Annotated in this window: 19 protein-coding genes; 11 read left to right on the top strand and 8 right to left on the bottom strand. The window is 69.8% G+C overall.

Translation table 11 applies throughout. The features are described from left to right. The 4 genes from HXX10_RS27355 to dctP form a co-directional block, all read right to left on the bottom strand. On the bottom strand, nucleotides 1-1,442 hold a 1,442-nt coding region (locus HXX10_RS27355), incomplete at its 3' end, for a malonyl-CoA decarboxylase (RefSeq protein WP_296526491.1). After that, nucleotides 1,439-2,800 (bottom strand): TRAP transporter large permease, encoded by a 1,362-nt coding sequence (locus HXX10_RS27350; RefSeq protein WP_296526490.1) that lies wholly within the window; start codon nucleotides 2,798-2,800, stop codon nucleotides 1,439-1,441. The genes HXX10_RS27350 and HXX10_RS27355, both read right to left, overlap by 4 nt. Continuing rightward, nucleotides 2,797-3,351: a TRAP transporter small permease gene (locus HXX10_RS27345; protein WP_296526489.1), complete on the bottom strand. Its 555-nt coding sequence runs from the start codon at nucleotides 3,349-3,351 to the stop codon at nucleotides 2,797-2,799. Before HXX10_RS27345 ends, HXX10_RS27350 begins: the two co-directional genes overlap by 4 nt. A gap of 214 nt (nucleotides 3,352-3,565) precedes the next feature. Then, nucleotides 3,566-4,600, bottom strand: a complete 1,035-nt coding sequence (dctP, locus tag HXX10_RS27340) for a TRAP transporter substrate-binding protein DctP (protein ID WP_296526488.1) — start codon at nucleotides 4,598-4,600, stop codon at nucleotides 3,566-3,568. Nucleotides 4,601-4,862: 262 nt separating this feature from the next. Between dctP and HXX10_RS27335 the strand changes: the two genes are divergently transcribed. From HXX10_RS27335 to HXX10_RS27315, 5 genes are all read left to right on the top strand, one after another. Further along, the gene (locus tag HXX10_RS27335) at nucleotides 4,863-5,564 is read left to right on the top strand and encodes a substrate-binding domain-containing protein (RefSeq protein WP_296526487.1); all 702 of its coding nucleotides are present in this window, start codon (nucleotides 4,863-4,865) and stop codon (nucleotides 5,562-5,564) included. Between the two features lie 56 nt (nucleotides 5,565-5,620). Further along, on the top strand, nucleotides 5,621-6,835 hold the full coding sequence (locus tag HXX10_RS27330) for a CynX/NimT family MFS transporter (protein WP_296526486.1): 1,215 nt from the start codon (nucleotides 5,621-5,623) through the stop codon (nucleotides 6,833-6,835). After that, nucleotides 6,835-6,993 carry a hypothetical protein gene (locus HXX10_RS27325; RefSeq protein ID WP_296526485.1) on the top strand — a complete coding sequence of 53 codons (159 nt, stop codon included), beginning with the start codon at nucleotides 6,835-6,837 and terminating at the stop codon, nucleotides 6,991-6,993. Before HXX10_RS27330 ends, HXX10_RS27325 begins: the two co-directional genes overlap by 1 nt. Nucleotides 6,994-7,009: 16 nt before the next feature. Continuing rightward, nucleotides 7,010-7,921: a tRNA glutamyl-Q(34) synthetase GluQRS gene (gene gluQRS / locus HXX10_RS27320; protein ID WP_296526484.1), complete on the top strand. Its 912-nt coding sequence runs from the start codon at nucleotides 7,010-7,012 to the stop codon at nucleotides 7,919-7,921. A 72-nt stretch (nucleotides 7,922-7,993) separates the two neighbouring features. Beyond that, nucleotides 7,994-8,944 carry an efflux RND transporter periplasmic adaptor subunit gene (locus HXX10_RS27315; RefSeq protein ID WP_296526483.1) on the top strand — a complete coding sequence of 317 codons (951 nt, stop codon included), beginning with the start codon at nucleotides 7,994-7,996 and terminating at the stop codon, nucleotides 8,942-8,944. A gap of 175 nt (nucleotides 8,945-9,119) precedes the next feature. On the opposite strand, the gene HXX10_RS27310 is transcribed toward HXX10_RS27315, so the two are convergent. Continuing rightward, nucleotides 9,120-9,917, bottom strand: a complete 798-nt coding sequence (locus HXX10_RS27310) for an IclR family transcriptional regulator C-terminal domain-containing protein (protein ID WP_296526482.1) — start codon at nucleotides 9,915-9,917, stop codon at nucleotides 9,120-9,122. Nucleotides 9,918-10,014: 97 nt separating this feature from the next. Here HXX10_RS27310 and HXX10_RS27305 point away from each other — a divergent pair, with 97 nt between their 5' ends. Both HXX10_RS27305 and HXX10_RS27300 read left to right on the top strand, forming a co-directional pair. Beyond that, on the top strand, nucleotides 10,015-11,034 hold the full coding sequence (locus HXX10_RS27305; protein ID WP_296526481.1) for a tripartite tricarboxylate transporter substrate binding protein: 1,020 nt from the start codon (nucleotides 10,015-10,017) through the stop codon (nucleotides 11,032-11,034). Nucleotide 11,035: 1 nt separating this feature from the next. Next, on the top strand, nucleotides 11,036-12,184 hold the full coding sequence (locus HXX10_RS27300) for a Xaa-Pro peptidase family protein (protein WP_296526480.1): 1,149 nt from the start codon (nucleotides 11,036-11,038) through the stop codon (nucleotides 12,182-12,184). A 25-nt stretch (nucleotides 12,185-12,209) separates the two neighbouring features. On the opposite strand, the gene HXX10_RS27295 is transcribed toward HXX10_RS27300, so the two are convergent. From HXX10_RS27295 to HXX10_RS27285, 3 genes are all read right to left on the bottom strand, one after another. Continuing rightward, nucleotides 12,210-14,462 (bottom strand): AsmA family protein, encoded by a 2,253-nt coding sequence (locus HXX10_RS27295; RefSeq protein WP_296526479.1) that lies wholly within the window; start codon nucleotides 14,460-14,462, stop codon nucleotides 12,210-12,212. Between the two features lie 517 nt (nucleotides 14,463-14,979). Further along, nucleotides 14,980-16,722: a hypothetical protein gene (locus HXX10_RS27290; protein WP_296526478.1), complete on the bottom strand. Its 1,743-nt coding sequence runs from the start codon at nucleotides 16,720-16,722 to the stop codon at nucleotides 14,980-14,982. 179 nt (nucleotides 16,723-16,901) lie between these two features. Continuing rightward, nucleotides 16,902-18,416 (bottom strand): B12-binding domain-containing radical SAM protein, encoded by a 1,515-nt coding sequence (locus HXX10_RS27285; protein WP_296526477.1) that lies wholly within the window; start codon nucleotides 18,414-18,416, stop codon nucleotides 16,902-16,904. Between the two features lie 392 nt (nucleotides 18,417-18,808). On the opposite strand from HXX10_RS27285, the gene HXX10_RS27280 reads away from it, so the two are divergent. From HXX10_RS27280 to HXX10_RS27265, 4 genes are all read left to right on the top strand, one after another. After that, nucleotides 18,809-20,350, top strand: a complete 1,542-nt coding sequence (locus HXX10_RS27280; protein ID WP_296526476.1) for a caspase family protein — start codon at nucleotides 18,809-18,811, stop codon at nucleotides 20,348-20,350. Nucleotides 20,351-20,721: 371 nt separating this feature from the next. Further along, nucleotides 20,722-22,680 carry an autotransporter domain-containing protein gene (locus tag HXX10_RS27275; protein ID WP_296526475.1) on the top strand — a complete coding sequence of 653 codons (1,959 nt, stop codon included), beginning with the start codon at nucleotides 20,722-20,724 and terminating at the stop codon, nucleotides 22,678-22,680. Nucleotides 22,681-23,113: 433 nt separating this feature from the next. Next, nucleotides 23,114-23,743, top strand: coding sequence for an OmpA family protein (locus tag HXX10_RS27270; protein WP_296526474.1), 630 nt, complete (start codon nucleotides 23,114-23,116; stop codon nucleotides 23,741-23,743). Between the two features lie 227 nt (nucleotides 23,744-23,970). Then, nucleotides 23,971-25,230, top strand: a 1,260-nt coding sequence (locus HXX10_RS27265) for a caspase family protein (RefSeq protein WP_296526473.1), incomplete at its 3' end; no start/stop codon positions are given.

Raw genomic sequence — 25,230 nt, 5'->3', positions numbered from 1 at the left:
GGCGCCGGGGCCGCGCCGTCGTTCGCCGGCTTGGGCAGGGCCTTGGTTGCTGCCTTGGCCGCGGCCTTGTCGGCCTTGTCGCCGCCGATCAGCTTGGTCGGCACCAGGGCGCGGGTCGGCTTGGCGAGTTTTCGCACGGCGCTGGCCGCGATGACGGTGCGGCTCTCGGCATAGGCCTCGTGGTTCTTCTCGATGTCGCCGAGGTCGTAGAGGTAGTTGACCATCAACCCGTAGGACTGCTCGCGGCCGCGGGTGGAGAGATCCGCCGGCCAGTTCAGCCGCTCCAGCCGGGCGCCGTTGCCGAGATGGAAGCGGGCGACCGAGTCGACCGGCCGGCCTTTGCGATCGCGGGCGTTCATGTAGTAGGCGGCGGCGGCGCGCAGCATCGGGTCGCGCAACTCCTCCAGGGTCGCCTTGTTCTCCCACCAGCCGTCCTCGTCGAGGCGGGCGAGTGCCACCTTGTCGGCCTCGGTGAGGGCCGTCGCCTCGGCGGCGCGCTCGCGCTTGAGCCAGGAGGCGAAATTCGGCGCCGGCGACAGCGTCACGTAGTTCACCAGCCGCGGATAATCGCGCGAAATCTCGGCCACCACCTGCTTGATCAGGAAGCTGCCGAAGGAGACGCTGGCGAGCCCACGCTGGCAGTTGGAGATCGAGTAGAACACCGCCGTGGTGGCGCGCTCGGGATCGATCGGCTCGCGCACGGTGGCGAGGATCGGGCCGATGGCGCCGGGGATGTCGCGCAGCAGCGCCACCTCGACGAAGATCAGCGGGTCGTCGATCAGGGCCGGATGGAAGAACGCGTAGCAGCGCCGGTCGGGCGGGTCGATGCGGGCGCGCAGATCGGCCCAGTCGCGGATCTGGTGCACGGCCTCGTAGCGGATGATGCGCTCCAGCACCGCCGCGGGCGTCGACCAGTCGATCCGGCGCAGCACCAGGAAGCCGCGGTTGAACCACGAGGAGAACAGGTGCCGGAAGTCGGCGTCGATCGGCTCGAGGTCGGCGCGGCGCGGCATCGCGGCGAGCAGGTGTTCGCGCATGCGCACCAGCGAGGTGGTGCCGCGGGGTGCCAGGTTGAGGCGGCGGAACAGCTCCTGCCGGCGCGGCTCGGCGGCGAGATGCAGCGTGTGCAGGGTGCGGTCGTTCGGGTCGGCGCGGAACGCCTCGATGGCCTTGTCGAGCTGCGCCCGGTCGGGGCCGAAGCGCGACAGCAGCGCCTCGAAGAAGGCGATGCGCGGGCCGGTCTTGAGCTCCTCGTAGCGCTGCAGGATTTCGCGGGCGAGCGCGGTGCCGGAGGCCTCGCCGCGGCCCGACAGCAGGCTCTCGCAGAGATCGGCGAGGCTCTGGGAGTCGGTCTGCCCCGGCGGCTCGCGCCGCCGCTCGAGCAAGCCGCGTCCGCGCTCGCTGATGGTCTGCAACAGCTCGCCGAAGAAAGACGTGTTCATCTGCCTGGTCCTGTTGGCCCCATGACCGTATCGGACAGCCACGTGGCGATCTCAGGCGCCAAGCATAGCAGAATCACCGCAAAAATCATCAGCACGACGAACGGCAGCACGCCCCAGACCACCTCCGAGAGCGGCAGATCCGGTGCGATGCTCTTGATGACGAAGAGGTTGAGCCCGACCGGCGGGTGGATCAGCCCCATCTCCATCACGATGGTCATCACCACGCCGAACCAGACGAGATCGAAGCCGGCGGCCTTCAACGGCGGCAGGATGATGGGCGCCGTCATCAGGATGATGGACACGGGGGGCAGGAAGAAGCCGAGCACCACCACCATGACGAGGATGGCGGCGAGCAGCACCCAGCGGGAGAGCTCGAGCGACACGATCCACTGCGCACTCGATTGCGAGATGTGCAGGTAGCTCATCACGTAGGAGTAGAGAAGCGACATGCCGATGATGAACATCAGCATGGTCGACTCGCGCAGCGTCGCCCGCAGGATCGGGTCGAGGTCGCGCGGGCTCCACACACCGTAGATGACGGCGATGAGGACGAGCGCCAGCACGGCGCCGAGCCCGGCCGTCTCCGAGGGCGTCGCATAGCCTCCGTACAGCGCAATCATGACGCCAGTGAGGAGGATGACGAAGGGCAGCACCCGCGGCAGCAGGTCGAACTTCGCCCGCAGCGTCAGCTCGTCCTTGCGCAGGAGCTCGGAGAATCTTCCGGTCTCCTGCTGCTCGGCGAGTGCGGCGGCGTATTCGCGGCGGAACTTCCACATCGCGTAGGAGGCGAACAGCACGACCAGCAGCAGCGCCGGCCCGATGGCGGCGAGAAAGAGCCGGCCGAGCGACTGCTCGGCCGCGACCGCGTAGAGGATCATGGTGATGGAGGGCGGCAGCAGGATGCCCAGCGTGCCGCCGGCCGCGATGATGCCGGCGGCGAAGCGGCCCGAATAGCCGCGCTTGCGCATCTCCGGGATGCCGGCCGAGCCGATCGCGAAGCAGGTGGCGGGCGACGAGCCGGCCATGGCGGCGAACAGCGCGCAGGCGAACACATTGGCGATGCCGAGCCCGCCCGGGATCTTGTGCATCCAGGCGTGCAGCGCGCCGTAGAGATCCTGGCCGGCGCGCGAGCGGCCGATGGCGGCGCCTTTCAGGATGAACAGCGGGATCGACAGGAGCGTGATCGACGCCATCTCCTCGTAGACGTTCTGCGCGATGGTATCGACCGAGGAGGCCGGCATGAACATGATCATGAACAGGGTCGCCACCGCGCCGAGCGCGAAGGCGATCGGCATGCCGATGAACATCGCGACCAGGGTGGCGGCGCCGTACAGGAGTCCGATCGACAGCGTGCTCATGCCGGCCGCCCGTGCCGCAGCCGAAGAATCCCGGTGCCGGCCTGCAGCGCGATGCGCAGGCTCAGCAGCGTCATGCCGACCGCCATGAGGGAATAGGGGATCCACAGCGGCGGTCCCCAGGTCGAGCCCGAGTGGTAGCCCTCGACGATCGCCTCCTCGAGCAGCGTCCATGATTTCCAGGCGAAGAAGCCGCAGAAGGCGAGGCTCGCGAGATCGACCAGCACCAGGCGGACGCGGTCGGCGGCCGGCGGCAGGAAGCCGGTGAACGCCTCGATCGCGACGTGGCCGCGCTGCGCCTGGATCGACGCCGCCGACAGGAAGACCGCGCCGATGATCAGGAACACCGACATCTCGTCCTGCCAGTCGGTCGACGAGTGCAGGATGTAGCGGCTGACGACACTGTAGGTCAGCACGAAGGACGCCAGCACCAGCGCCAGCGAGCAGAGCGGCAGCACCAGCCGGTCGACGAGGCCGATCATCCGCGCGACGCCGCGCGGCTCCTCGGGCACGGGCGGACCGGCGGTCTCGATCGCGTCGAGGCCGTGCGACATGGGAAGGGTCTCCGTGTGACGAACATCGAGGGATGCGGTGGCGCCGGTTTCCCCCCACCCCCGACCCCTCCCCGCCACGAGCTGCGCTCGCGGGGGGAGGGGAGCGGCAGCGCTTCGACTCCCCTCCTCCCATTCGCGTCAGCGAATGGCGGGGAGGGGGCGGGGGTGGGGGGCTCTTCGCCGCGGCAGGACGATAGTCGATCGCACCGAGCGCTCACGTGCTCGGCACCGCCTCGGCGAGCTTCAACAGCTCGGCGCAGAGCGCCGACTTGGCGGCATAGTCCTTCCACGCGGTGTCGCGGGCGATGACGCGCCACTTCTCGACGACTGCTTCGTCGAGGTCGACCACCTTGGCGCCCTTCCTGGCGTAGACGCCGGCGACCGCCTCGTCGTCCGCCATCGCCTGCTGGGTGCCGAATGTCTCCATCGCGGCGCCGACCTCCATGATGGTGTCCTGCTGCGCCTTCGGCAGCGCGTCGAACACCTGCTTCGACATGATCAGCGGCTCCAGCATGTACCAGTACGACTTGCCGCGGCCGGTGGTGAGGCTCTTCGCCACCTCCTCCAGCCGGAACGAGATCAGGCTGGTCGACGACGTGAGGGCGCCGTCGCAGGCGCCGGTCTGCATCGCCGCGTAGAGCTCGTTCGACGGCAGCGACAGCGTCGAGGCGCCGGCCGCCTTCAGCATCATGTCCATCTCGCGGCTGCCGCCGCGGATCTTCAGGCCCTTGGCGCTGTCCGGATCGACGATCGGGGCGCCGCGGCTGGCGACGCCGCCGGCCTGCCAGACCCACGACACGATGATGGCGCCCTTCTCGGCCAGAAACGCGCTGAACCTCTTGCCGACCTCGGAGGTCTTCCAGGCGGCGCCCTGCTTGTAGGAGGTGACGAGGCACGGCATCAGGCCGATGTTCAGCTCGGCCTGCTCGCCGCCCGCGTAGGAGATCGGGTAGAGGCTGATGTCGAGCGCCCCCTTCCGGATCGCCGAGAACTGGGCGACCGTCTTCATCAGCGACGAGTTCGGGTAGATCTGGAAGGCGAGCGCGCCGTCGGTGCGCTTCTCCACCTCGGCCGCGAACTTTCTGCACAGCCGATCGCGAAAATCGCCCTCGTCGATGGTGCCGCCGGGGAACTGGTGCGAGATCTTCAGGGTCTGGGCGGCGAATGCGCGGCCCAGCGGGCCGGTGGCCAAGACCGCCGGGGCGGCCAGCGCCGAGGCGAGGATGTGACGTCGCGAGATGGGTGCCAAGAGAACCTCCCTGAGATCTTGTCGTTGGAACGCGATGCCATCGGAATGCAGCGCCGGGATGCCGGCCCCCGGAACGCGTGTTGGGGATCGACGGCGCCGGTCCGATATGCGATCGGTTCGGAAATGGGCCCCGGTGGTCCGGGTGCCGTGCAATTTGGGGCTGTCCTTCCGGCGTCGTCAAGTCGCCGATGGTCGGGCTCGCACCGGCGTGCCGGGCCTGCGGCGGACGGGCCGGGGGCGCGGTGTGGCGAGGAGCGTGGTGGTGGCGGAGACGGAACAAGGCGCGGGGCGGGTCACGGTGTTGTCGACCCGCGCCACGCGGGGCGTGCTCGAGGCGATCCTGCCCGGCGCGGCGGCGGCCGGCCTCGATGTCGCGGTCGAGTACGGGGCGACCAACGAGCTCCTCCCGCGGATCGCCGCCGGCGAACGGGCCGACCTGGTGCTGCTCACCGGCGCGGCGCTCGACCGGCTGTGCGCCGACGGCATCGTCGATCCCGACAGCCGCACCGACATCGCTCGCGCGCTGGTCGGCATGGCGGTCGGGGCGGGCGAGCCGCGGCCGGACATTTCCACGGTCGACGCCCTGGTGGCGACGCTGCGGGCGGCGCGCGCCGTCGCGTGGTCGCGCACCGGCGCCAGCGGGCTGCACTTCGCCCGCGTGCTCACCCGGCTCGGCATTCTCGAGGAGATCGCCGCCAAGGCGATCGTGCGCGACGGCTTCACGGGCGAGCTCGCCGCCAAGGGCGAGGTCGAGCTGGCCGTCCAGCAGGTGAGCGAGCTGATGGCGGTCACCGGTGTCGACATCATCGGCCCGCTGCCGGAGGCCGTGCAGGAGGTCACCGCGTTTGCGGGCGGTGTGTTCGTCGGGGCGAAAAATCCGGCCGGCGCGCGCGCGTTGCTGGCCCGGCTGGTGGCGCCGGAGGCGAGGCCGCTGATCGCGAGGAGCGGCCTGCAGCCGCTCTGACGCGCATCGCGCCTGCGCGGGAACAGAAATCACCACCAAACAACGCGAGAGGGCCGATGAGGGCTCCCACCCCCGAGAGCGAGGCGCCCGGGCTCGGGCACGTGATCAACGCCGTCGTGCTGCTCTGGCTCGCCGGCACCGGCCTGCGCATGACCATCCTGGCGGTGCCGCCCGTGATCCCGATGGTGCGCGACGATCTCGCCATGTCGGCGACCGAGATCGGCGTGCTCACCGGCATTCCCTCGGTGCTGTTCGCCCTCGCCGCCATCCCGGGCTCGCTGCTGATCGCCCGCTTCGGCGCATTGACCACGCTGCTGATCGGCCTGATCGCCACCGCGGCCGGCTCCGCGCTGCGCGGCGTCTCGCCCAATGTCTGGCTGCTCTACGGGGCGACCGTCGTCACCGGCTTCGGCGTCGCCGTGATGCAGCCCTCGCTGCCGCCGCTGGTGCGCGCCTGGCTGCCCGACCGCATCGGCTTCGGCACCGCCGTCTACGCCAACGGGCTCTTGGTCGGCGAGGTGATGGCGGTTGCCTTCACGCTGCCCTTCGTGCTGCCGCTGGTCGGCGGGAGCTGGCGCGCGAGCTTCGTCGCCTGGGCCCTGCCCTGCGTCGCGGTCGCGCTGATCATCCTGGTGCTGGCGCCGCGCGAGAACCGCGGGTCGTCGAGCGGCGTCGTGGCCGGACGAAAGTGGTGGCCCGATTGGCGGAGCGGCCTGTTGTGGCGGATCGGCATCATGTTCGGCACCGTCAACGCCATGTATTTCACCACCAACGCCTTCATCCCGGACATTCTCACCCGCACCGGCCGCGCCGACCTGATCAGCCTGACGCTGACGGTGCTCAATCTCGGCCAGATCCCGGCCTCGCTGCTGCTGCTCGTCTTCGCCGGCCGGCTGGTGCGCAAGATGTGGCCCTATGTGGCCTGCGGGCTCGTCTCCTTCGTGGCGATCCTCGGGCTGATGTTCGGCTCGCCGACCGTGATCGTCGTCTCGGCGATCGTCATCGGCTTCTGCGACGCCACCGTGCTGATCCTGATCTTCGCGCTGCCCTCGATCCTGGCGCGGCCCGACGACGTGCATCGCCTCGCCGCCGGCATGTTCACCATCAGCTATTCCTGCGCCGTGATCACGCCGATCCTCTCGGGGCTGGCCTGGGACCTGTCGGGCCAGCCGCTCGCCGCCCTGGTGCCGGTGCTGCTCGGCGCCCTGCTGCTCGCCGCGCTCGCGCCGACCATCACGGGCGTCGACCGGGCGGCGGCGGACGTGACGTGATGATGTGCACCCTGCTCGCCACACCTCTCGGCGTCATCGCCGGGCTCGACCCGGCGATCCATCCTCCTGCGGGATGGAGTCGTTTTGCGATAGGGATGGATGCGCGGGTCGAGCCCGCGCATGACGCGCCGCGTGCGTGGTCGGCATTGCCGCTCTGAAGCCATGGAGGCGGCCGTGATCCCGACCTTCCGGTTCGCACCCAGTCCCAACGGCCATCTGCATCTCGGCCACGCCTGCTCGGCGCTGCTCAACGCCGATCTCGCAAGGGCGGCCGGCGGCCGCTTCCTGCTGCGCATCGAGGACATCGACGAGGCGCGCTGCCGGCCGGAGTACGAGGCGGCCATCACCGAGGATCTCGCCTGGCTCGGCCTCGCCTGGGAGACGCCGGTGCGGCGCCAGTCGGAGCATTTTTCCGACTACCGCGCGGCGCTCGCCAAGCTCGACGCGATGGGCGTGCTCTATCCGGCTTTCGAGAGCCGGGCCGAGATTTTGCGACTTGTCGCGGCGCGCGAAGAGGCCGGGCCGTGGCCGCGCGATCCGGACGGGGCGCCGCTCTATCCGGGGGACGCCAAGGCCATGCCGGCGGCGGAACGGGCGGACCGGATCGCGCGCAGCGAGCCGCATGTGCTGCGGCTCGATCTCGCCGCCGCGCTGGCCCGGCTCGGGGCCGAGGCCGCCCGCCTGTCCTGGCAGGAGCGCGGCGCCGGGCCGGCGGGCGAAACCGACCCGGTCGGCCCGACCGTCACGGCCCGGCCGGAACTTTGGGGCGACGTCGTGCTGGCCCGCAAGGACGTGCCGGCGAGCTATCATCTCGCGGTCGTGATCGACGACGCCGCGCAGGGGATCACCGAGGTGGTCCGCGGCCGCGACCTGTTCGCGGCCACCTCGATCCACCGTGTCCTGCAGGCGCTGCTCGGCCTGCCGGCACCGGTCTACCGGCACCATCGCCTCATCCTCGATGCCGACGGCAAAAAGCTCTCCAAGTCGACCCGCGCCACCGGCCTGCGGGAGCTGCGGGCCGCCGGGACGACGCCGGCCGATATTCGCCGGCTGATCGAACCGGCCGGCGATCTCGTGCACCCTTGATCAGACAGGGCCGGGGGTGCAGGAATAGGGAGCGGTTTTCCCGTCCCTCGGCGGACATTTGACGAGGCGAACATGACTTTGCATCACCAACTCCATCGCACGCGTTTCGAGCTCCAGGACCGTTCCGGGTCCGTGCGGATCGGCCGCGTCGCGGCGTCCGGCCTCGTCGCCCTCGCACTCGGCAGCATCGTGGCGCCGGCGTCGGCGGCCGAGGACCAGACCGGCATGGCGGTGTCGGTGACGCGGGCCAGGCGCGCCTGCTTCTCCGACACGGTGCGGGTCGCCGGCACCGTGGTGGCGCGCGAGGAGTCGCAGGTTCGTCCCGACATCGAAGGCGTCCGGGTCTCGCAAATCCTGGTCGAGAACGGCGACAGCGTGAACAACGGTCAGGTGCTGGCGCGGCTCGCCAAGATCGAGGGCATGAACGCCCCTGCCCAAAGCTTCGTCATCCAGGCGCCGGTCGCCGGCGTGGTCGGCCGGACCATGACGCAGGTCGGCGCCATGGTGTCGATGTCGGCGCCACCGATGTTCCTCATCATCGCCGGGGGCGAGGTCGAGCTGCAGGCCGACATCCCCTCGACCCGGATCGGCAAGATCTCGGTCGGCCAGCCGGCCAAGATCGACGTCACCGGGCTGGGCAGCGTGATGGGCAAGGTGCGCACCGTCTCGCCGGAGATCAACCCGGCGACCCAGGCCGGCCAGGCCCGCATCACGCTCGGCGACGACCGCCGCATCAAGATGGGCACCTTCGCCCGCGCCACCGTCGAGGTGGGGACGAGCTGCGGCATGAGCGTGCCGCTGTCCGCGATCCTGTTCGGGCCGCTCGGGCCGGTCGTCCAGGTGGTGCGCGACAATCGGGTCGAGACCCGGCCGGTGCCGATCGGCCTTCTGGCGGCCGGCAATGTCGAGGTGCGCCAGGGTCTCGCCGAGGGCGACCTGGTGGTCCGCCGCGCCGGCACCTTCCTGCGCGAGGGCGACCGCGTCCGCCCCGTCATCGACGAGGCGCCGACCGCGAAGAACTGACGCGCGCCAGTAAATCGACTTCGATCGGCCCTCACCCTGAGGCGCCCACGCAGCGGGCGTTTCGAAGGGCAGGGAGAGCCTCGTGCTTCGAGACGCGCTCCTTTGGAGCGCTCCTCGGCGTGAGGTCGAGAAAGTCAGTGCCAAGCCGCATCGCCATGACTCGACCCTCGCCGCCTCACGTCGGCGGCAGCCGGCGTGAAATCGCCTCCGCGACGGCGAGCAGGCGATCGCGGAACGTGGCGACGAAGTCGGCCTCGCTGTGCCGGGCCAGGTTGGTGCTGAGATTGACGGCTGCCACCACGGCGCCGCGGCTGTTCCGGATCGCCGCGGCCATGCCGCAGGCGCCGATTTCCAGCTCCTCGCTGACCATCGCCCAGCCGGTGCGCCGGATTGCTGCAATCAGGGTCTCCAGGGTCTCGGGGTCCGTGACGGTGCGCGGCGTGTGGGCCGGCCGGCTCGCCTTCGCCAGCAGGCTGCGCAACGCCTCGTCGGCGAGGCCTGACAGCAGCACCCGTCCCATCGAGGTGCAGAAGGCCGGCAGCCGGCTGCCGACCGTCAGGCTGCGGCGCAGCACGCCATGCACCTCGGCGCGCGCCACATAGACGAGCTCGTCGCCGTCGAGCACCGAGACGGCCACCACCTCGCCGGCCTCGCGAGACAGCGTCTCGATCAGCGGCTGAGCGGCCTCGCGCAGCCCCAGCGTCGAGAGATAGGCGAAGCCGAGCCGGAGCACCCGGGGCGTCAGCGCGAAGCGGCCGTCATGGGATTCGGCGAGGCCGAGCTCCACCAGGGTCAGCACCAGACGGCGCACTCCGGCGCGCGGCAGGCCGGTGCGTCGGGCGAGATCGGCGAGCGAGCGGGCGCCACCCTCCGGCCCGAATGCGCCGATGACGGCGAGGCCCTTGGCGAAGGCCTCGACGAAGCCGTCGCTGCCGGTCGGCCAGGCCGCAATCTCCTCGGGCGTCGCCAGCATTTACGCCGGGTCCTTGCGCTGCTACGGTTGGTCGATCAACGATAAAATGTTCGACAGTCGAACACAAGCTTTCAACTCGAGCGGAGAGGCGCGGCCGATGGAGCGAGTGTTTGCACGGCGGGCGGCGGGCCGCAGGCCCGCGCTGCAGCGGGTCTTCGCGGTCCTGCTCGGCACCGGTGTGCTGCTTGTCGGGATGGGGGCCTCGGTGCGCGCCGACGATTATCCGACACGGCCGGTCCGGCTGGTGGTTCCGGCGGCGGCCGGCGGGCCGACCTATCTCACGGCGCGGCTGCTGGCCGACAAGATGGAGCCGTCGCTCGGCCAGCCCGTGGTGGTGGAGGCGAAGGGCGGCGGCGGCGGCAATGTCGGCGCCGAGACGGTCGCGAAGAGCGTCCCCGACGGCTACACGATCCTGATGGCGACCATCGGCACCCACGCCATCAACAAGAGCCTCTACCGCAAGCTCACCTACGACCCGCAGAAGGATTTTTTGCCGGTCTCCCAGGTGGTGCAGTATCCACTGCTGCTGGTCGTCAATCCGACCCTGCCGGCGCGCTCGGTCGGCGAGCTGATCGCCTACGCGAAAGCCAATCCGGGCAAGGTGCTGCGCGCCTCCGGCGGAATCGGCACCTCGATGCATCTGTCGGGCGAGCTGTTCGTCCATCAGGCCGCGGTCGACATGCCGCACGTCCCCTACAAGGGCAGCGCGCCGGCGCTGACCGACATGGTCGGCAACCACGTCCAGGTGATGTTCGACGCGCTGATGACGGCGCTGCCGCTGGTCCAGGCCGGCCAGCTCAAGGCGCTCGCCGTCACCGGCCCGCAACGCTCGCCGGTGGTGCCCGACGTGCCCACCGTGGCCGAGGCGGGGCTGCCCGGCTACAGCGCCACCGGCTGGATCGGCATCGTCGCACCGGCCGGCACGCCGGAGCCGATCGTCCGCCGGCTCAACGCCGCGGTGGTCAAGGCGCTCGCCGATCCGGAGCTGCGCCAAAAGCTGATCGAGCAGGCGGCCGAGCCGGTCGGCTCCTCGCCCGAGGAGTTCGCCCGCTTCATCGCGAGCGAATCGGACAAATGGGCGCAAGCGGTGCGCAGCGCCGGCATCGTGGCGGACTGACATGCAGCCGATCGATTTTGCTCAGCGCGTCGCCGCGCTCGCCGCGCGGCTGCGCCGCGAGAACGTCTCCGCCTATGTCGGCACCCGGCAGGCGGTGCTGCACTATCTGTGCGGCGCCTTCATGCCGTGGCGCGGCGCCGTGGTGGTGACGGCGGCCGGCGACTGCACGGTCGTCTACTGGGCCATGGATGCCGAGCGGGTGAAGGCCGAAGGCTGCGCCCTGCCGCTGGTCGCGTTCGTCGGCTCCGGCCTGGTCGAGGCGGTGGCGGCCTGGCTGGAGCAGCACGGCGCCGCGTCGGGGCCGGTCGGCCTCGACATCGCCCATCCGGGCGCCGCCCAGATCGCGCCCGGCATGCTGACGGCCGGCGAATATGTCGACGTCGCCGCCCGTCTCGCCGACGCGACGCTGGTCAACGGCGTGCGCTGGATCGACGACCTCATGCTGATCAAGTCGCCGGCCGAGATCGAGCGGCTGCGGCGCGCCGCCCAGGTCGGCGACATCGGCTTCCGGGCGGGGCTCGCGGCGATCGTCGAGGGCGTCACCGAGAATCACGTCGCCGGCGTGGTCGAGGCGGCGATCCGCGACCACGGCAGCACCTGGGCGTGGTCGGTGACGGGCGGCACCGAGGTGGGGGCCGGCGAGCGCACCAGCTTTCTGCGCGGCGTCACGCAGCAGAGCACGGAGCGGACGATCCGCCGCGACGAGTTCGTCGTCGTCGACCTGCATCCGATGATCGATCTGTATCTCTCCGACGTCTCGATCCCGGTGTTCCTCGGCACGCCGAACACGGCGCAGCGGCAGGCCATCGCGGCCTGGGAGGAGGTGGCCGGCACCATGCTGGCCGGGCTGAAGCCGGGACGGGCGGTGCGAGACTGCGTGCAGGACGGCGTCGCCGCCTTCGAGCGCGGCGCGCTCGCGCGGTTCGGGCTGCCGCTGTTCGGCCACGGCCTCGGCACCTGCGCCCGCACCCGTCCGTTCATGAACGCGTCGAGCGACGACGTGCTGGCGCCCGGCATGGTCATCGCGCTCGGCACCCACCTCTATCAGCCCGGGGTGGCCGGCATGCGCCTGGAATATCCGGTGCTGATCGGCGAGCACGGCGCCGAGCCGCTGGCCGCAACGCCGCCCGTGCTGCACGTCCGGTCCTGACGGACCGGAGCGGCGACAGCCGCCGCTACCGTCCCAGCAGATCCTTCAGGAACTCGCGGGCGCCCTGCTCGAGCTCGCGGACGGTGGGCTCGGGCGCCGGCTTCGGCCGCGTCTCGCGGGTGGTCGGAGGCGGTGTCGCGGGCCGCGGCGGGACGGTGCTGTCCGGTGGCGGCACGGTGGCGACGGCCGGGGGCGGAGGGACGGCCGGCCGCGGCGGAGGAGCCGTGGTGATTGCCGGCGGGGGCGGCGGCGGGGGAGCCGTCGCGGTCGCCGGCGGCGGCGTCACGGCCGGCCGTGGCGGCGCCGTCGAGGGCGCCGGGATGTCGCGGTACTGCGGCGCCGGTGTGGGCGCGGGGGCGACGCCCTTGAGCGCCTTCATGATGTCGTCGGCGAGCGTGCCGGGCTCGCGCGGCACGTCGAGGCCGGGGGCAGGGCTCGGTCCGGTCGCGGGTCCGGTGGGCTGGCCGAGGCCCTTGAGGCCCTCGATCATCTTGCCGATCTGGGCGCCGCCGCCGGGTCCGAGCGCATCGCGCAGGGTCTTCAGGGCGCCGTCCGGATTGGCCAGGATGTTGGGCGTGTCGGCGTAGATCTTGGGGTCCGACCAGGAGCCCTGGATGGCGACCGGCACGCCGATGCCCCAGGCCTCGCTGCGCTTGCCGGGCGTGTCCGGGCTGGTGATCAGCCGCGGGTCGGCGCGCAGATCGAGGGTCTTGGCCCGGATGTCGATATTGCCGGCCGCGCTCATCACCATGTAGGGCCCGGTGAAGGCCACGTCCATGGTGCGGGCGACGCCGTTCTGGATGGCGAAGCTGCCCTTGAAGGTGGAGAAGCGGGTCTGGTCCGAGCTCTTCGACTGCCAGCCGGCCAAAATCATGTCGAGCAGCGAGCGCAGCATCCCGGGCATGTCGATGCCCCGCACGGCGCCGTCCTCGAACAGCAGGTCGGCGCGGCCGGCGAGGCCGGCGACGATGCGGCGCGGGCTCGCGCCGGTGCCGGTGACGTCGAGGCTGCCGCGGGCGCGGCCCTCGATGTACTCGAAGTCGACGGCGTCGCGCAGGAACGGCAGCGCGCTCAGCCCGGAGAAGCTGGTCTTGACCGTCACGATCGGTTCGTCGCGGCTGCGGTCGAGGGCGAGCTCCGCGGTCGCCTGCCCGCCATAGAGCCCGGATTGGCCGAGCTTCACCGTGAGGGCGTCGTTGAGCAGCGTCGTCTCGATCGCGGCCGGGGCGATGCGCACCTTCTCGATCAGCACCTCGCGGGCCGTCAGCGCGATGTTGGCCTCGACCAGCCGCAGGCCGAACAAATTGAGGGGGACGTCGCTCCACGGCGGCGCCGCGACGGCGGCGGGCGCGCCGCGCGGGCCGGCCGGCGACGGGCCGGCGGGGGCCGAGACGCTGTCCAGCAGCGTGGTGAGGTCGAGCCGCTCGGATTCGAGGGTGGCGTCGACGAACGGCTTGGCGCCGGCGAACGACACCGTGACGGTGCCGCGCAGCCGGCCCTGGTCGACCGTGCCGTTGAGGCCGTCGATCTTGAGCACGGGTCCGGCGCTGGTGACGGTGGCGCTCAGCGTCGCCGGGCTGCGGAACATCCGCGGTGCGTCGACAGTCGCCTCGATCGGGATGGCGCGGCCGTCGGCGAGCCGCGACACGGTGTCGGCGGCCGAGGTCACCCGGATGGTCGTCGGGCCCATCCGGGCGTCGAGATGCAGGTTGGTGCGGCCGCCGGCCGCCGGCAGCGAGGCGAGGCGCAGCGAATCGATCCGCACGTCGGCGGTCTCGCTGCCGTCGCGCACCACCATGGTGGCGTTGTCCACCGTCACCGAGCCGATCGAGACGGCCGAATCGTCCGGCAGGATGCTCTCCGACGACCCGTTCGCCCCGATGCTGCGGGACGCCTTGCGCTTGGCCGCGGCCCGCGCCGCGCGGGCGAACATCGGGTCGGTGCGCACCACCGGCCTGGTGAGGGTGAGGTCGGAGATGCGCACGCGCCCGCTCCACAGGTCGCCGAGCGCGATCCCGGCCTGGACCCGCTCGATCCGCACCATCTCGTCCGAGGTGGTCGCGTCGCGCAGCCGCACGTCGTCGAGCGTCAGCCCGGTGGACGGCCAGATGGTCAGGCGGGCGTCGCCGATGATGTCGAGGGCGAGATCGTTCTTGGCGAGCGGGTCGCGGCTGAACTGCTCGATCATGCCGCGGGCCGGGATGCCGTGAACGGCGACCAGCACAATGGCTATCAGCACCACGCCGGCGGCGATGGCGGCGATCTTCTTCGAGATCATGTCCGGTGCCTCCTGCGCAGGCTGGGCGCAACACGATGGAGTATCAACAGACTCGAATAGAATGTCGTCGGGCGGCCGACTGTGATCTGTAGCACTTTCGCACCCGGCTTATCCATGTAGAGCGAACCGCTGCTCACAAGGTTCGGCCCGAATGCGGTGTTCCCGTGGCGCCGGGTGCCGGGGCGCATGAAACCGTTCGTCCCCGCGACAGCGCTACGGGATGCACACATCGCTTGCCATGCATGAGAGCGTCATGCGCGGGCTCGACCCGCGCATCCATCGATTTTCGCAAAAATGCTTTGTTCGCAGGATGATGGATCGCCGGGTCAAGCCCGGCGATGACGACGGTGGGGAAGGCGCTCTTTTTGCCGTACCACCAGATGGTCTCGACAAAACGAGATCTGTGCATCCCGTAGCGCGACAGCGGGGACCCAGGAGTCCAGGACAAGAACTGGATTCCCGCTTGCGCGGGAATGAGCGGAGAACGAGGCAGCCCGCTGGGCGCTCGCCGCTCCGGTCAGCCCGCCACTTCGGTCAGGCTAGTCCGCGCGTGCGACAGCGCCGACAGCACGAAGGCCGAGGTGACCTCGGGCCCGCCGACCAGGATGCGGGTCGGGGTCTTCATCTTGTTCCATTCGTAGGCCTTGTAGGGGCCGTGCCGGCCGCCTTCGCCGAAGGCGCCCAGGATGGTCGCCAGCGCGGGCGCGAAACGCGAGCGTTCACCCTCCAGCTTGGCGATGGCGAGCAGCGCCAGCGCGGCGTCGAACGGGTTCATCTCGTGGGCGGCGAGGTCGTCGTAGACATAGGCCAGGATCGTCTCGCGCATCGCCGCGAAGCTGTCGTCCGGATCGATGGTCGCGCGGATATCGGCCGGCAGCGCCTGGAAGGCGGCCCAGCAGCGGCCGAAATAGGCGGCGTAGAGCTCCGGCAGGTAATAAATGTGGGCGCGCGGATCGGCGAACACGCCGGATCCGATCAGCCGCGCATGGAACTCGACGACGCCGCGTAAAAATTCGCGGCGGCGGTCGGTGTCGACGATGCCCCAGCGGGCGTGATTGCGGAACGCGGCTTCCAGGACGTCGAGGTTGAGGGTGGGGTCGAGGTCGTTGCCGAACGGCCGGTCGCCGCTCGCGTTCTCGATCCAGGTGACGATGCCGCCTTCGAAGGCGAGCGGGTCGTTGATGTCGACCGAGGGCGGCGGCCGGTTGGTGCCGGCGACCACCTGGTAGCCGGCATAGAAGTCGAGATAGGGCTGGTCGAGCATCGGGTCGAGCGAGCCGAACTGGGTCGCCGCCGACAGCGAGCAGGCGGTGGTGTCGCAGTCGGGCACGTACTTGCCGAAGCCGAGATCGCTCTTCAGCCGCCAGAAGAACTTGCTCATCCGCACGTCGGGTGGCGGCACCAGGGCCGTGACCACGTCGAACGGGCTGCCGTCGACCGGGTGCTTGACGGTCTCGCGGCTGGTCTTCAGGCAGAACTCGACCATGGCGGCGATCGCGGTTTTCGCCTGGACGGACTCGTCGGCCGTGGCGAGGCCGCTGCCCACAAAGTCCATCAGGGCCTCGGCGAAGAAGGCGTCGTAATAGGCCGAGCGGTGGCGGATCTGCACCGGCTCCCACATCGGCTCGGCGAAGCCGCGCCAGGGCGGGTTCAGGAGTGCGGCGATCGGCTGGTTCGGCAGCACGAAGGCGCGCGCCAGGTTGAACAGCAGCGTCGCGTTCTTGTAGGTGCGCGCCTCCAGCCCGACCAGCGCCGTGACCAGGTCGCGCCCGTGAAAATCCGGGTCGCCGATCAGGTTGAAGGCGGCATAGGCCGGGATGAAGCCCCTGTTGCGGGTGAAGGCGCCGAGCAGATGCGTGGCGCAGCCGCGGATCACCCGGTCGATCTCGGCAAGCGGCGGCATGGCGGTCACGGCCGGCAGGCGCGGGCGGCGCGGGTGCTGCTGCGGCACCGCATCGATCAGCGGCGCCAGCGTGCGGCCGATGGCGGCCCAGTCGGGTGCGGCATCGTCGCGGGCCGAGCGGATCGCGCCCTGCAGGGCGGCGAAGCGGCCGGGATCGGCGAGAGCAGGGAGGCCGGCGCGGCCCATCAGGGGCCGCAGCGCGACGTTGCTCAGCGCCGTCTTGTAGAAGGTGCGCAGATGGGCGTCGCCCGGACCCTTGCCGCGCAGCAGCGGGTCGCACAGGTCGTACAGGCTCGGCCCGGCCTTGCGGGCGGTCAGCGCCGCGAAGGAGGCCTTGATCAGATCGGTGGCAGACATGGGTTGTGCTTGAAATCCATTCCTGGTCATTCCGGGGCGCCGCGCAGCGGCGAGCCCGGAATCCATACTCACACACAGGGGTTATGGATTCCGGACAGTCGACCTTCGGTCGGCTTCCGGAATGACGGACGTGAGCGGTTCGAGCGGCTTCCGGTGGTTCGACGGATGACCACCTCGCCCTACTCCGCCGGCACCGGAATTTCCTCCGGGCGGGCCGAGTAGTGCGACGCCTTCTGGCGCCCCGCCGTCGCGTCACGTCCCGACATCACGAGATGATGAGCCATGATGCCGATCCGGATCAGGTGCTCGATCTGGCCGCGGCGCAGGCAGGCCCGCGCCACCTTCCAGAACTCGCCCCGGTAGTCGGCCTTGACGCCGACCTCCCACAGGACCGAGCGCAGGATGCGCAGGCCGCGTAGAACGTCCCGCCACGGCACGTGGCGGTCGCGCCACGGCACCGCCAGCCGGTTCGGATAGGTGTGGTCGAGCTGGTGACGGTAGCGGGCCAGCACGGCGGGCGGCGAGAAGGCGCGCTCCATGCAGGTGCGCCACATGGCCAGCACCTCGTCATAGGGCATCACGAAGTCGACATTCGACTCGCGGTCCTCGTCGTCGATCAGCCGGTCGGCCTTTTCCAGCCGGTCCCACAGCGGCGTGCGCGGCAGCGCCTGCAGCAGGTTGATGGTCAGCATCGGGATGTGCGAGCGCTCGATGAAGTCGATGACGCGGTCGCCGGTCTCCGGCGAGTCGGTGTCGAGCCCGATGATGATGCCGGACACCACCTCCATGCCGTAACGGTTGAGCGTCTCGACCGCCTCGAGCGGCGGGACCATCATGTTGTGGTCCTTCGACATCGCCTCGAGCGCCGCCGGCTCGGGCGTCTCGATGCCGCAGAACACCGTCTCGAACATCGCCTCGCGCATCAACGCGAGGATCTCCGGCCGCTTGGCGATGTTGAGGGTGGCCTCGCAGGAGAAGATGAACGGATAGCGGCGCGCCTTCTGCCAGTCGACCAGGGCCGGCAGCAGCTCGCGCACGGCGCGGCGGTTGCCGATGAAGTTGTCGTCGACGAAATAGACCGGCCCGGTCATGCCGCAGGCCAGGAGCTTGTCGAGCTCGGCCGTCACCTGGGCCGGCGTCTTCAGGCGCGGATTGCGGCCATAAAGGGCTGGAATGTCACAGAATTCGCAGTTGTAGGGGCAGCCCGAGGAGTACTGGATGCTGCCGGTGAGATAGCGGCCGAGCTCGGCGAGCTCGTAGGCCGGCAGCGGGAACGCGGTGAGGTCGCGCCGCTCCTTCGTGGTCAGCACGATCTGCCGGTCGGGCCGGCTCGGGTCGGCAGCCAGCCGGGCGAACAGCGCCTCGGTGGCGTCGCCCAGCTCGCCGACATGCAGATAGTCGAACTCCGGATAGTTCTCCGGGCAGGCCGACACCGACGAGCCGCCCAGCACGGCGACGCGGTCGAACCGGTGGGCGCGGTGGCAGATCGACTCGATCTGGCGGCGCTGGGCGTGCATGCCGGTGACGAACACGGCATCGGCCCACAGGAACTCCTCGTTCGTCGCCTGGCGGATGTTCTCGTCGACGAAGCGCACCTCCCAGCCGGGCGGCAGCGACGCCGCGATCACCAGGAGGCCCTGCGGCGGCATCAGGGCGCGCACCCCGTCGGTGAGCGGATAGGCATGCTCGAACATGCCGAACGAAGAGGTGTATCGGGGACACACACACAGGATACGACGGTTAACGTCGGTTCCTGCCGCCTGGTTGAGATCCATCGAATGAGCGACCGGCATTCCCAGTTCCTGCGGCGTCACACGGCACGTCGGGGGTCTCGCGGCCGCGTCCGCCCGGGCACACCGTGCGGGAAGGCCAAAAGGCCTGTCAAGCTGGGCGGTTTTTTGACCGGTCTAGCCGAACCGTCCGATGGGGGCCGCACCCACCGGCGGGGCGTATTGAGATTGCAAAGCGAGGTAACTATGGTGGCTGCGCGCAGTCTATGGGCGCAGACCGTCGCTCCCACAGCCGAGGTTCGATGCGCTTGCGACCGTGTGCGCGAGCGACCCGGACGAGGCGTCAAGGTCCGGCCATGAAGCATCCCGTGTTCGCTGTCGTCGTCCTGCTGCTCGCTCTTCTTCCGACCGCCTCCTTTGGAACCGATGCCCGCCCGGGCGCCGTTCCGGCCGCGGCGGCGGCCTCCGCCGGGGCCATACCGGCCGGTCCGGACACGGTTCGCCCGGCGGATCGCCCGCAGCCGCTGCGGCTCGCCCAGGCCGGGGCCGGCGGCCGCGTCGCCCTGGTGATCGGCAACTCCACCTATCCGGACGACAACCGGCCATTGCCGCAGCCCCTCAAGGACGCCCGCGCCGTCGCCGAGGAGCTGCGCCGCGCCGGCTTCGACGTGTCGACCGGCGAGGATCTGTCCAAGCAGAAGCTGCGGGCCGCGCTCGACGCCTTCAAGGCCAAGATCCGGCCGGGCTCGGCGGCGCTGCTGTTCTTCAGCGGCTATGCCATCCAGACCGCCAAGCAGTCCTACATCATCCCGGTCGATGCCCAGATCTGGACCGAGGGCGAGGTGCGGCGCGACGGCGTCAGCATCGAGTCGATCCTCACCGACATGAACAGCTCCGGCGCCACCGTTAAGGTGGTGATCATCGACGGTGCCCGCCGCAACCCGTTCGAGCGGCGCTTCCGCGGCTTCTCGGCCGGGCTCGCCTCGCTCAACGCGCCGGCCGGCACGCTGGCCATGTACTCGGCCGCGACCGACAAGGTGGCGAACGATTCCGACGGCGAGAACAGCCTGTTCGTCACCGAGCTCCTGAAGGAGATGCGCTCGCCCGGGCTGAACGCCGAGGCGATCTTCAACAACACCCGCATGGGCGTGTCGCGCGCCTCGAAGAACGAGCAGGTGCCGTGGGTGTCGTCCTCGCTGGTGGAGGAGTTCCATTTCTCGCGCTCGCCGGCCACCACGACGACCGTGCCGCCGCCGCCCCCGCCGCCGGTCTCCACCTACGTGCCGCCACCTCCTCCTCCGCCGCCGCCGGTCTCCACCTATGTGCCGCCGCCGCCCCCGCCGCCGGAGCCGCCGGTCACGACCTACACGCCGCCGCCCGTGACGTCCCAGCGGCCGGCCGAGCGCGACCGCGTCATCCAGGATCTCGACGCCCAGATCGACAAGAATCCGCGCGACGGCGAGGCCTACTACAAGCGCGGCCAGGCGTGGGCGGAGCGGCGAGAATACGCGCTCGCCTCCGAAGACTTCGGCCAAGCGATCCGGATCAACCCGGCCGACGCCGAATCCTTCAACAATCGCTGCTTCACCCGCGCCGTGCTGGGCCAGCTCGACGCCGCCATCTCCGATTGCAACGAGGCGCTGCGGCTCAAGCCGAACTACCCGGACGCCCTCGACAGTCGCGGCCTCGCCAACCTGAAGCTCGGCAATGCCGACAAGGCGATCGCCGACTACGATCAGGTGCTGCGGATGAATCCCCGCATGGCGTCGGCCTTCTACGGCCGCGGCAAGGCCAAGATCCGCAAGGGCGACACCACGGGCGGCAACGCCGACATCCGCAGCGCCAAGGCGATCGAGCCGACCATCGACCAGGAGTTCGAGAGCTACGGGGTGCGCTGAGAGATCGTTTCCCGACGGTCTTCGAATCGCGCCTTCGCGCTCCGAGGATTCGGCCGGCAGGCACCCGAGCCGCCGGCCCGGTCCCCTGCGGCTGCCCCGCCGGCACCCGGTAATGGTGTAGAGTGCAGATTGTTGGGCGCGCCCTCGCCCGAACGGATTAGTCGCACTCGATCAACCACATAGCCACCCGCCGGCGGAACCCCGCGACACCATTATCGTGTGTTGCGCAAACAGCACGCGCGACCTGCAAAACGCCCGGTTGCGGCTGTGGACGGGTGCGTTTGTGTTCCCGGCGCGGCGAGTTCCTGCTTTATTGCTGGAGACAGCATTGGAAACAATTCGACCAATTCGTCGGGGGACGGGGGACGACAATGCGCAGGACAGGCAACGCGCTTCGGCGCTTCGATCGAAAAAGCATTCTTCTCGGCAGCGCCGCCCTGATGGTGGGTCTGGCGATGTCCAGCGCCGCACAGGCGCAGTGCGTCAACACGCTGAATGCGCGGCAGCTCGGCGGGTTGAACCCCGCCCAGTTCGTTCCGCTGGCGCAGGGCGGCACGGTCAATTCGCTGGTCTCGGTGCTGAACACGGCGACCACCGTGTTCCAGGCGCAGACCGGCTCGGCCTTCGTCTCGAGCCCGGCCAATGCGGCCCCCGGCGAGAACGGTGGCGGCGTGTGGGGCCGCGCGCTCGGCGGCTCGGTGGAGACCAAGAACACCGGCGTCACCACGCTCGGCTTCGTCAACGGCGGGGCGATCGGCGGCAACGTCACCTGTAACACCACGACCCGCCAGGACTTCGGCGGCTATCAGGTCGGCCGCGACATCGCCAAGCTCAACTGGGACGGCTGGAACGTCCACATGGGCGCGACCGCCGGCTATCTGGCGTCGAACGCCAAGGACAAGACCAACACGCTCGGCACCTTCTCGTCGGGCGTCGAGGTTCCGTTCCTCGGCAGCTACCTGGCCGTCACCAAGGGCGGCTTCTTCGCCGACGCCCAGGTTCGCTGGGACTTCTACAACATGTCGCTCAACGATCCGGCGAACGGACTGTTCGGGCAGAATCTCAATGCCCGCGGCTGGTCGGTCGCCGGCGGCCTCGGCTACAACTACAGCCTGCCCAACAACTGGTTCATCGAGCCGTCGGCCGGCTTCACCTATTCGAACGTGACGGTCGATCCGCTGAACGTCTCGGGGACCCTGGTCACCGTGCTTCCCGGCGTGTCGGTGCCGGGCACCGTGCAGGTCGACGACATCAAGAGCGAGCTCGGCCGGGTGAGCCTGCGGGTCGGCACCACGGTCAGCAACAACTACGCGGTCATTCAGCCGTTCGTCACCGGCAGCCTGTTCCACGAGTTCGCCGGCAATGTGAACACCAACATCACCACCTCGTTCGCCTCGGCCTGCACCAGCGGCCTGCCGTTCGGCGGCCTCGCCTGCGGCATCCCGGAGCTTCGCGGCAACCTCTCCACCGATCGGGTCGGAACCTACGGGCAGATCTCGGCCGGCTTCGCCGCCCAGGTGCTGAACACCGGCTGGCTCGGCTACGCCCGCGGCGATTACCGCTTCGGCGAGAACATCGAGGGCTGGACGCTGAACGCCGGCCTTCGGTATCAGTTCATGCCTGAAGTCCTCGCCGCCGCTCCGGTCGGCAAGCATCCGATCTACAAGGCCGCGCCGCTTCCGGTGGTCGCGCCCGTCAACTGGACCGGCTTCTATATCGGTGCGAACGCCGGCACCATCTGGGGCAAGACCGACTGGGGCTACGTGCCCGGCCCGGGCCATGTCGAGCCCAAGTACGGCGGCGCGCTGGCCGGCGGACAGGTCGGCTACAACTACCAGATCGCCCGGTGGGTGCTCGGTATCGAGGGCGACATCGCGTGGAGCAACGCCAAGGGCAGCGCGTCCTGCCCGAACGGCTTCTTCTTCTCCTGCGAGACCCGGATGGACTGGTTCGCGACCGTCACGGGCCGCCTCGGCTACTCCTGGGAGCGCACGCTGTTCTACGCCAAGGGCGGCCTCGCGGTGGCCGACGTGACGCAGCAGACCTTCTTCAATCCGTCCGTCTTCGCCAACACCTTCATCCCGCCGAACGGCGTGACCAACGGCTCGTCGAAGACCGCCCTCGGCTGGACGGCCGGCGTCGGCGCCGAATATGCGCTGAGCGCCAACTGGTCGGCCAAGGCCGAGTGGCTGTACTACAGCCTCGGCACCGACCGTTACGTGGTCGACAATCGCCTCCAGGTCGACGCCAAGGAGACCGGCGGTCTCGCCCGAGTCGGCGTGAACTACCGCTTCTCCACCGGCGGCTTCCCGGTCGTCGCGAGGTACTGAACGTCGAAAGTCTGGGCGGTCCCTGCCAAACCGGATCGCGCACCCAAGGAAGCCCGGCCTTTCCACGAAAGGCCGGGCTTCTTCTTTTTCGGGGGGCAGGGCGGTCCCGGCCGGCTTCGGCCCGGGGCGGGCCGGCTCCTTCCCGAGACCAGCCCGCTCCTCGACGCCGAACGCCCGCCGGCCTCGCCTCGCCCGCGCCCCCCGCCGGCAACTTCGGCGATCACATTTGACCGGCCGCATTGCCCTTTTCGAACGGGGTGCTCTGCTGGATTCACAAATACACAGAGCGAGGTCACAAAACGGTGAGTGCCTTGTTCGAGCGTCGGAGCGGAGGGTAGGGTGTGTGAGATTGCGCACAGTACTTGTTTCTCACCCGTTCTATTCTGACGGCGATCAGGCAGAAACGCCTTGGCTCGAGCCGGAGGACCCAGACATGACACGGTGGCAGAAGATCGGAGCGACCCTTGCGACGCTGTTGCTCGCGGGCGCTCTCGTGACGACGACGACCCAATCCTCGTCCGCTCAGGGGCGGGCGACGGAGACGGACATTCTCAACGCGCTCAAGCCGACGCCGAAGACGCGCGGCCTGACCACGACCCCGAAGCAGATCCAGGATCAGCAGTTCCTGCAGACCATCCGCGGCAAGACCCGCGCCCTGACGCTCGACGAGCGCACCAAGGTCGCCGACATCGCCAAGGAAAAGCAGAAGATCGATCTCGAGGTCTACTTCGACTACAACTCGGCCGAGATCGTGCAGCGCGCCGTTCCGGACCTGATGGAGCTCGGCAAGGCGCTGAGCAATCCGGAGCTCAAGGGCGGCACCTTCCTGCTCGGCGGCCACACCGACGCCAAGGGCGGCGAGGAATACAATCAGAAGCTCTCCGAACGCCGTGCCTCGGCCGTCAAGAAGTTCCTGCTGGAGAAGTTCCAGCTTCCCGAGGACACCCTCGTGACGGCCGGCTACGGCAAGGAACAGCTCAAGAAGCCGGATGCGCCGTTCGCGGCCGAGAACCGGCGCGTCCAGATCGTGAACCTCGAGGTCAAGCAGTCGGCCCAGAAGTGAGCGAGCGCGAGCGGGCGGCGCCGGTCGGCGTCCGCCCGCCCCGATCCCGACAGGCTCTGATCGTGATATACCGAGTATGATGATGCCGCCGGCCCCAGTGGGTGAAATTGCCTCGCCGGATGATGAAGGCTATAGGTTGAACCCGTCGTGGCCGGCCCTTGCGTTCCGATAATCAGCCCGAAGCTCCGAAGGGCAGGAGCGATGGTCACGGGCGCGGGAGGCGACAGATGACCAGTCGATCGACCCGTCGATGTCTCCTTGCGATGGCGCAGGCGTTCATCCTGTCGGCTGGCGTGCTGATCGCCGGCGCTGCCAATGCCGAGAAACGCGTTGCGCTCATCATCGGCAATTCCGCCTATCAGAACGTCGTCAAGCTCGACAATCCGTTCAACGACGCCTCGGCGATCGCCGAGATGTTCCGCAAGGCGAGCTTCGATTCCGTCGAGCTCAAGCTCGACCTCGGGGTGATCGAGTTCAAGCGCGCGCTGCGCGACTTCTACAACACCACTCGCGACGCCGACGTGGCCGTCGTCTACTACGCCGGCCACGGCATCGAGGTCGGCGGCGTCAACTACATGGTGCCGACCGACGCCAAGCTGCGCAGCGACTACGACGCCGAGGACGAGGCGGTGGCGCTGGAGCGGATCTTCCGCTCGATCGAATCGACCCGCCGGCTGCGCCTCGTCATCCTCGACGCCTGCCGCGACAATCCGTTCGCCCGCTCGATGCAGCGCCAGATCGCCACCCGGGCGGTGACGCAGGGGCTCGCCAAGATCGAGCCGATGGGCACCGACACGCTGGTCGCCTACGCCGCCAAGGCCGGCTCGACGGCCGAGGACGGCGCCGGCCGCAACAGCCCGTTCACCCAGGCGCTGGTCAACAACCTCACGGCCCCGGGGCTCGACATCCGCATCGCGCTGGGGCGCGTGCGCGACGAGGTGCTCAAGCGCACCGGCAATCGCCAGGAGCCGTTCGTCTACGGCTCGCTCGGCGGCGCCACCGTGTCGCTGGTGCCGGAGCCCGAGAAGCCGCCGGTGGCCGCGGCGCAGACGGATCCGCGCGGCGATTACGAACTGGCCGAGCGCGTCGGCACGGTGAGCGCGTGGGATTCGTTCCTCGCCGTGCACGGCACCGGCTTCTATGCCGAGCTCGCCAAGCAGCAGCGCAGCAAGCTCGCCGGTGCCGTGGCGGTCGCGGCGCTCGACCGCACGACCCCGCCGCAGCGTCCGCCGGAGGAACTGGAGCGAGCCACCCCGGATCGGCTGGCCTGGGACAAGCTGCAGGACTCGACCGATCCGGCGGCGATCCGGGCCTTCATCAAGCGCTACCCGACCTCGCCGCTCGCCATCGTGGCGCAGTCCCGGCTGGAGATCATCGAGCGGGCGGTCGCCGACCGCAAGCGCGAGGAGGCCGAGCGGCAGCAGTTCGAGCGCGACCAGGCGCGCCGGCGCGACGACGAGGCCCGCCGGGCCAAGGCCGCCGCCGAG

Origin of the sequence: Rhodoplanes sp. (genome assembly GCF_013377085.1) — a bacterium.
Lineage (GTDB): Bacteria > Pseudomonadota > Alphaproteobacteria > Rhizobiales > Xanthobacteraceae > Rhodoplanes.
Note: the sequence above shows the minus strand (reverse complement) of the source record. Positions and strands in the feature narration are given on the sequence as shown.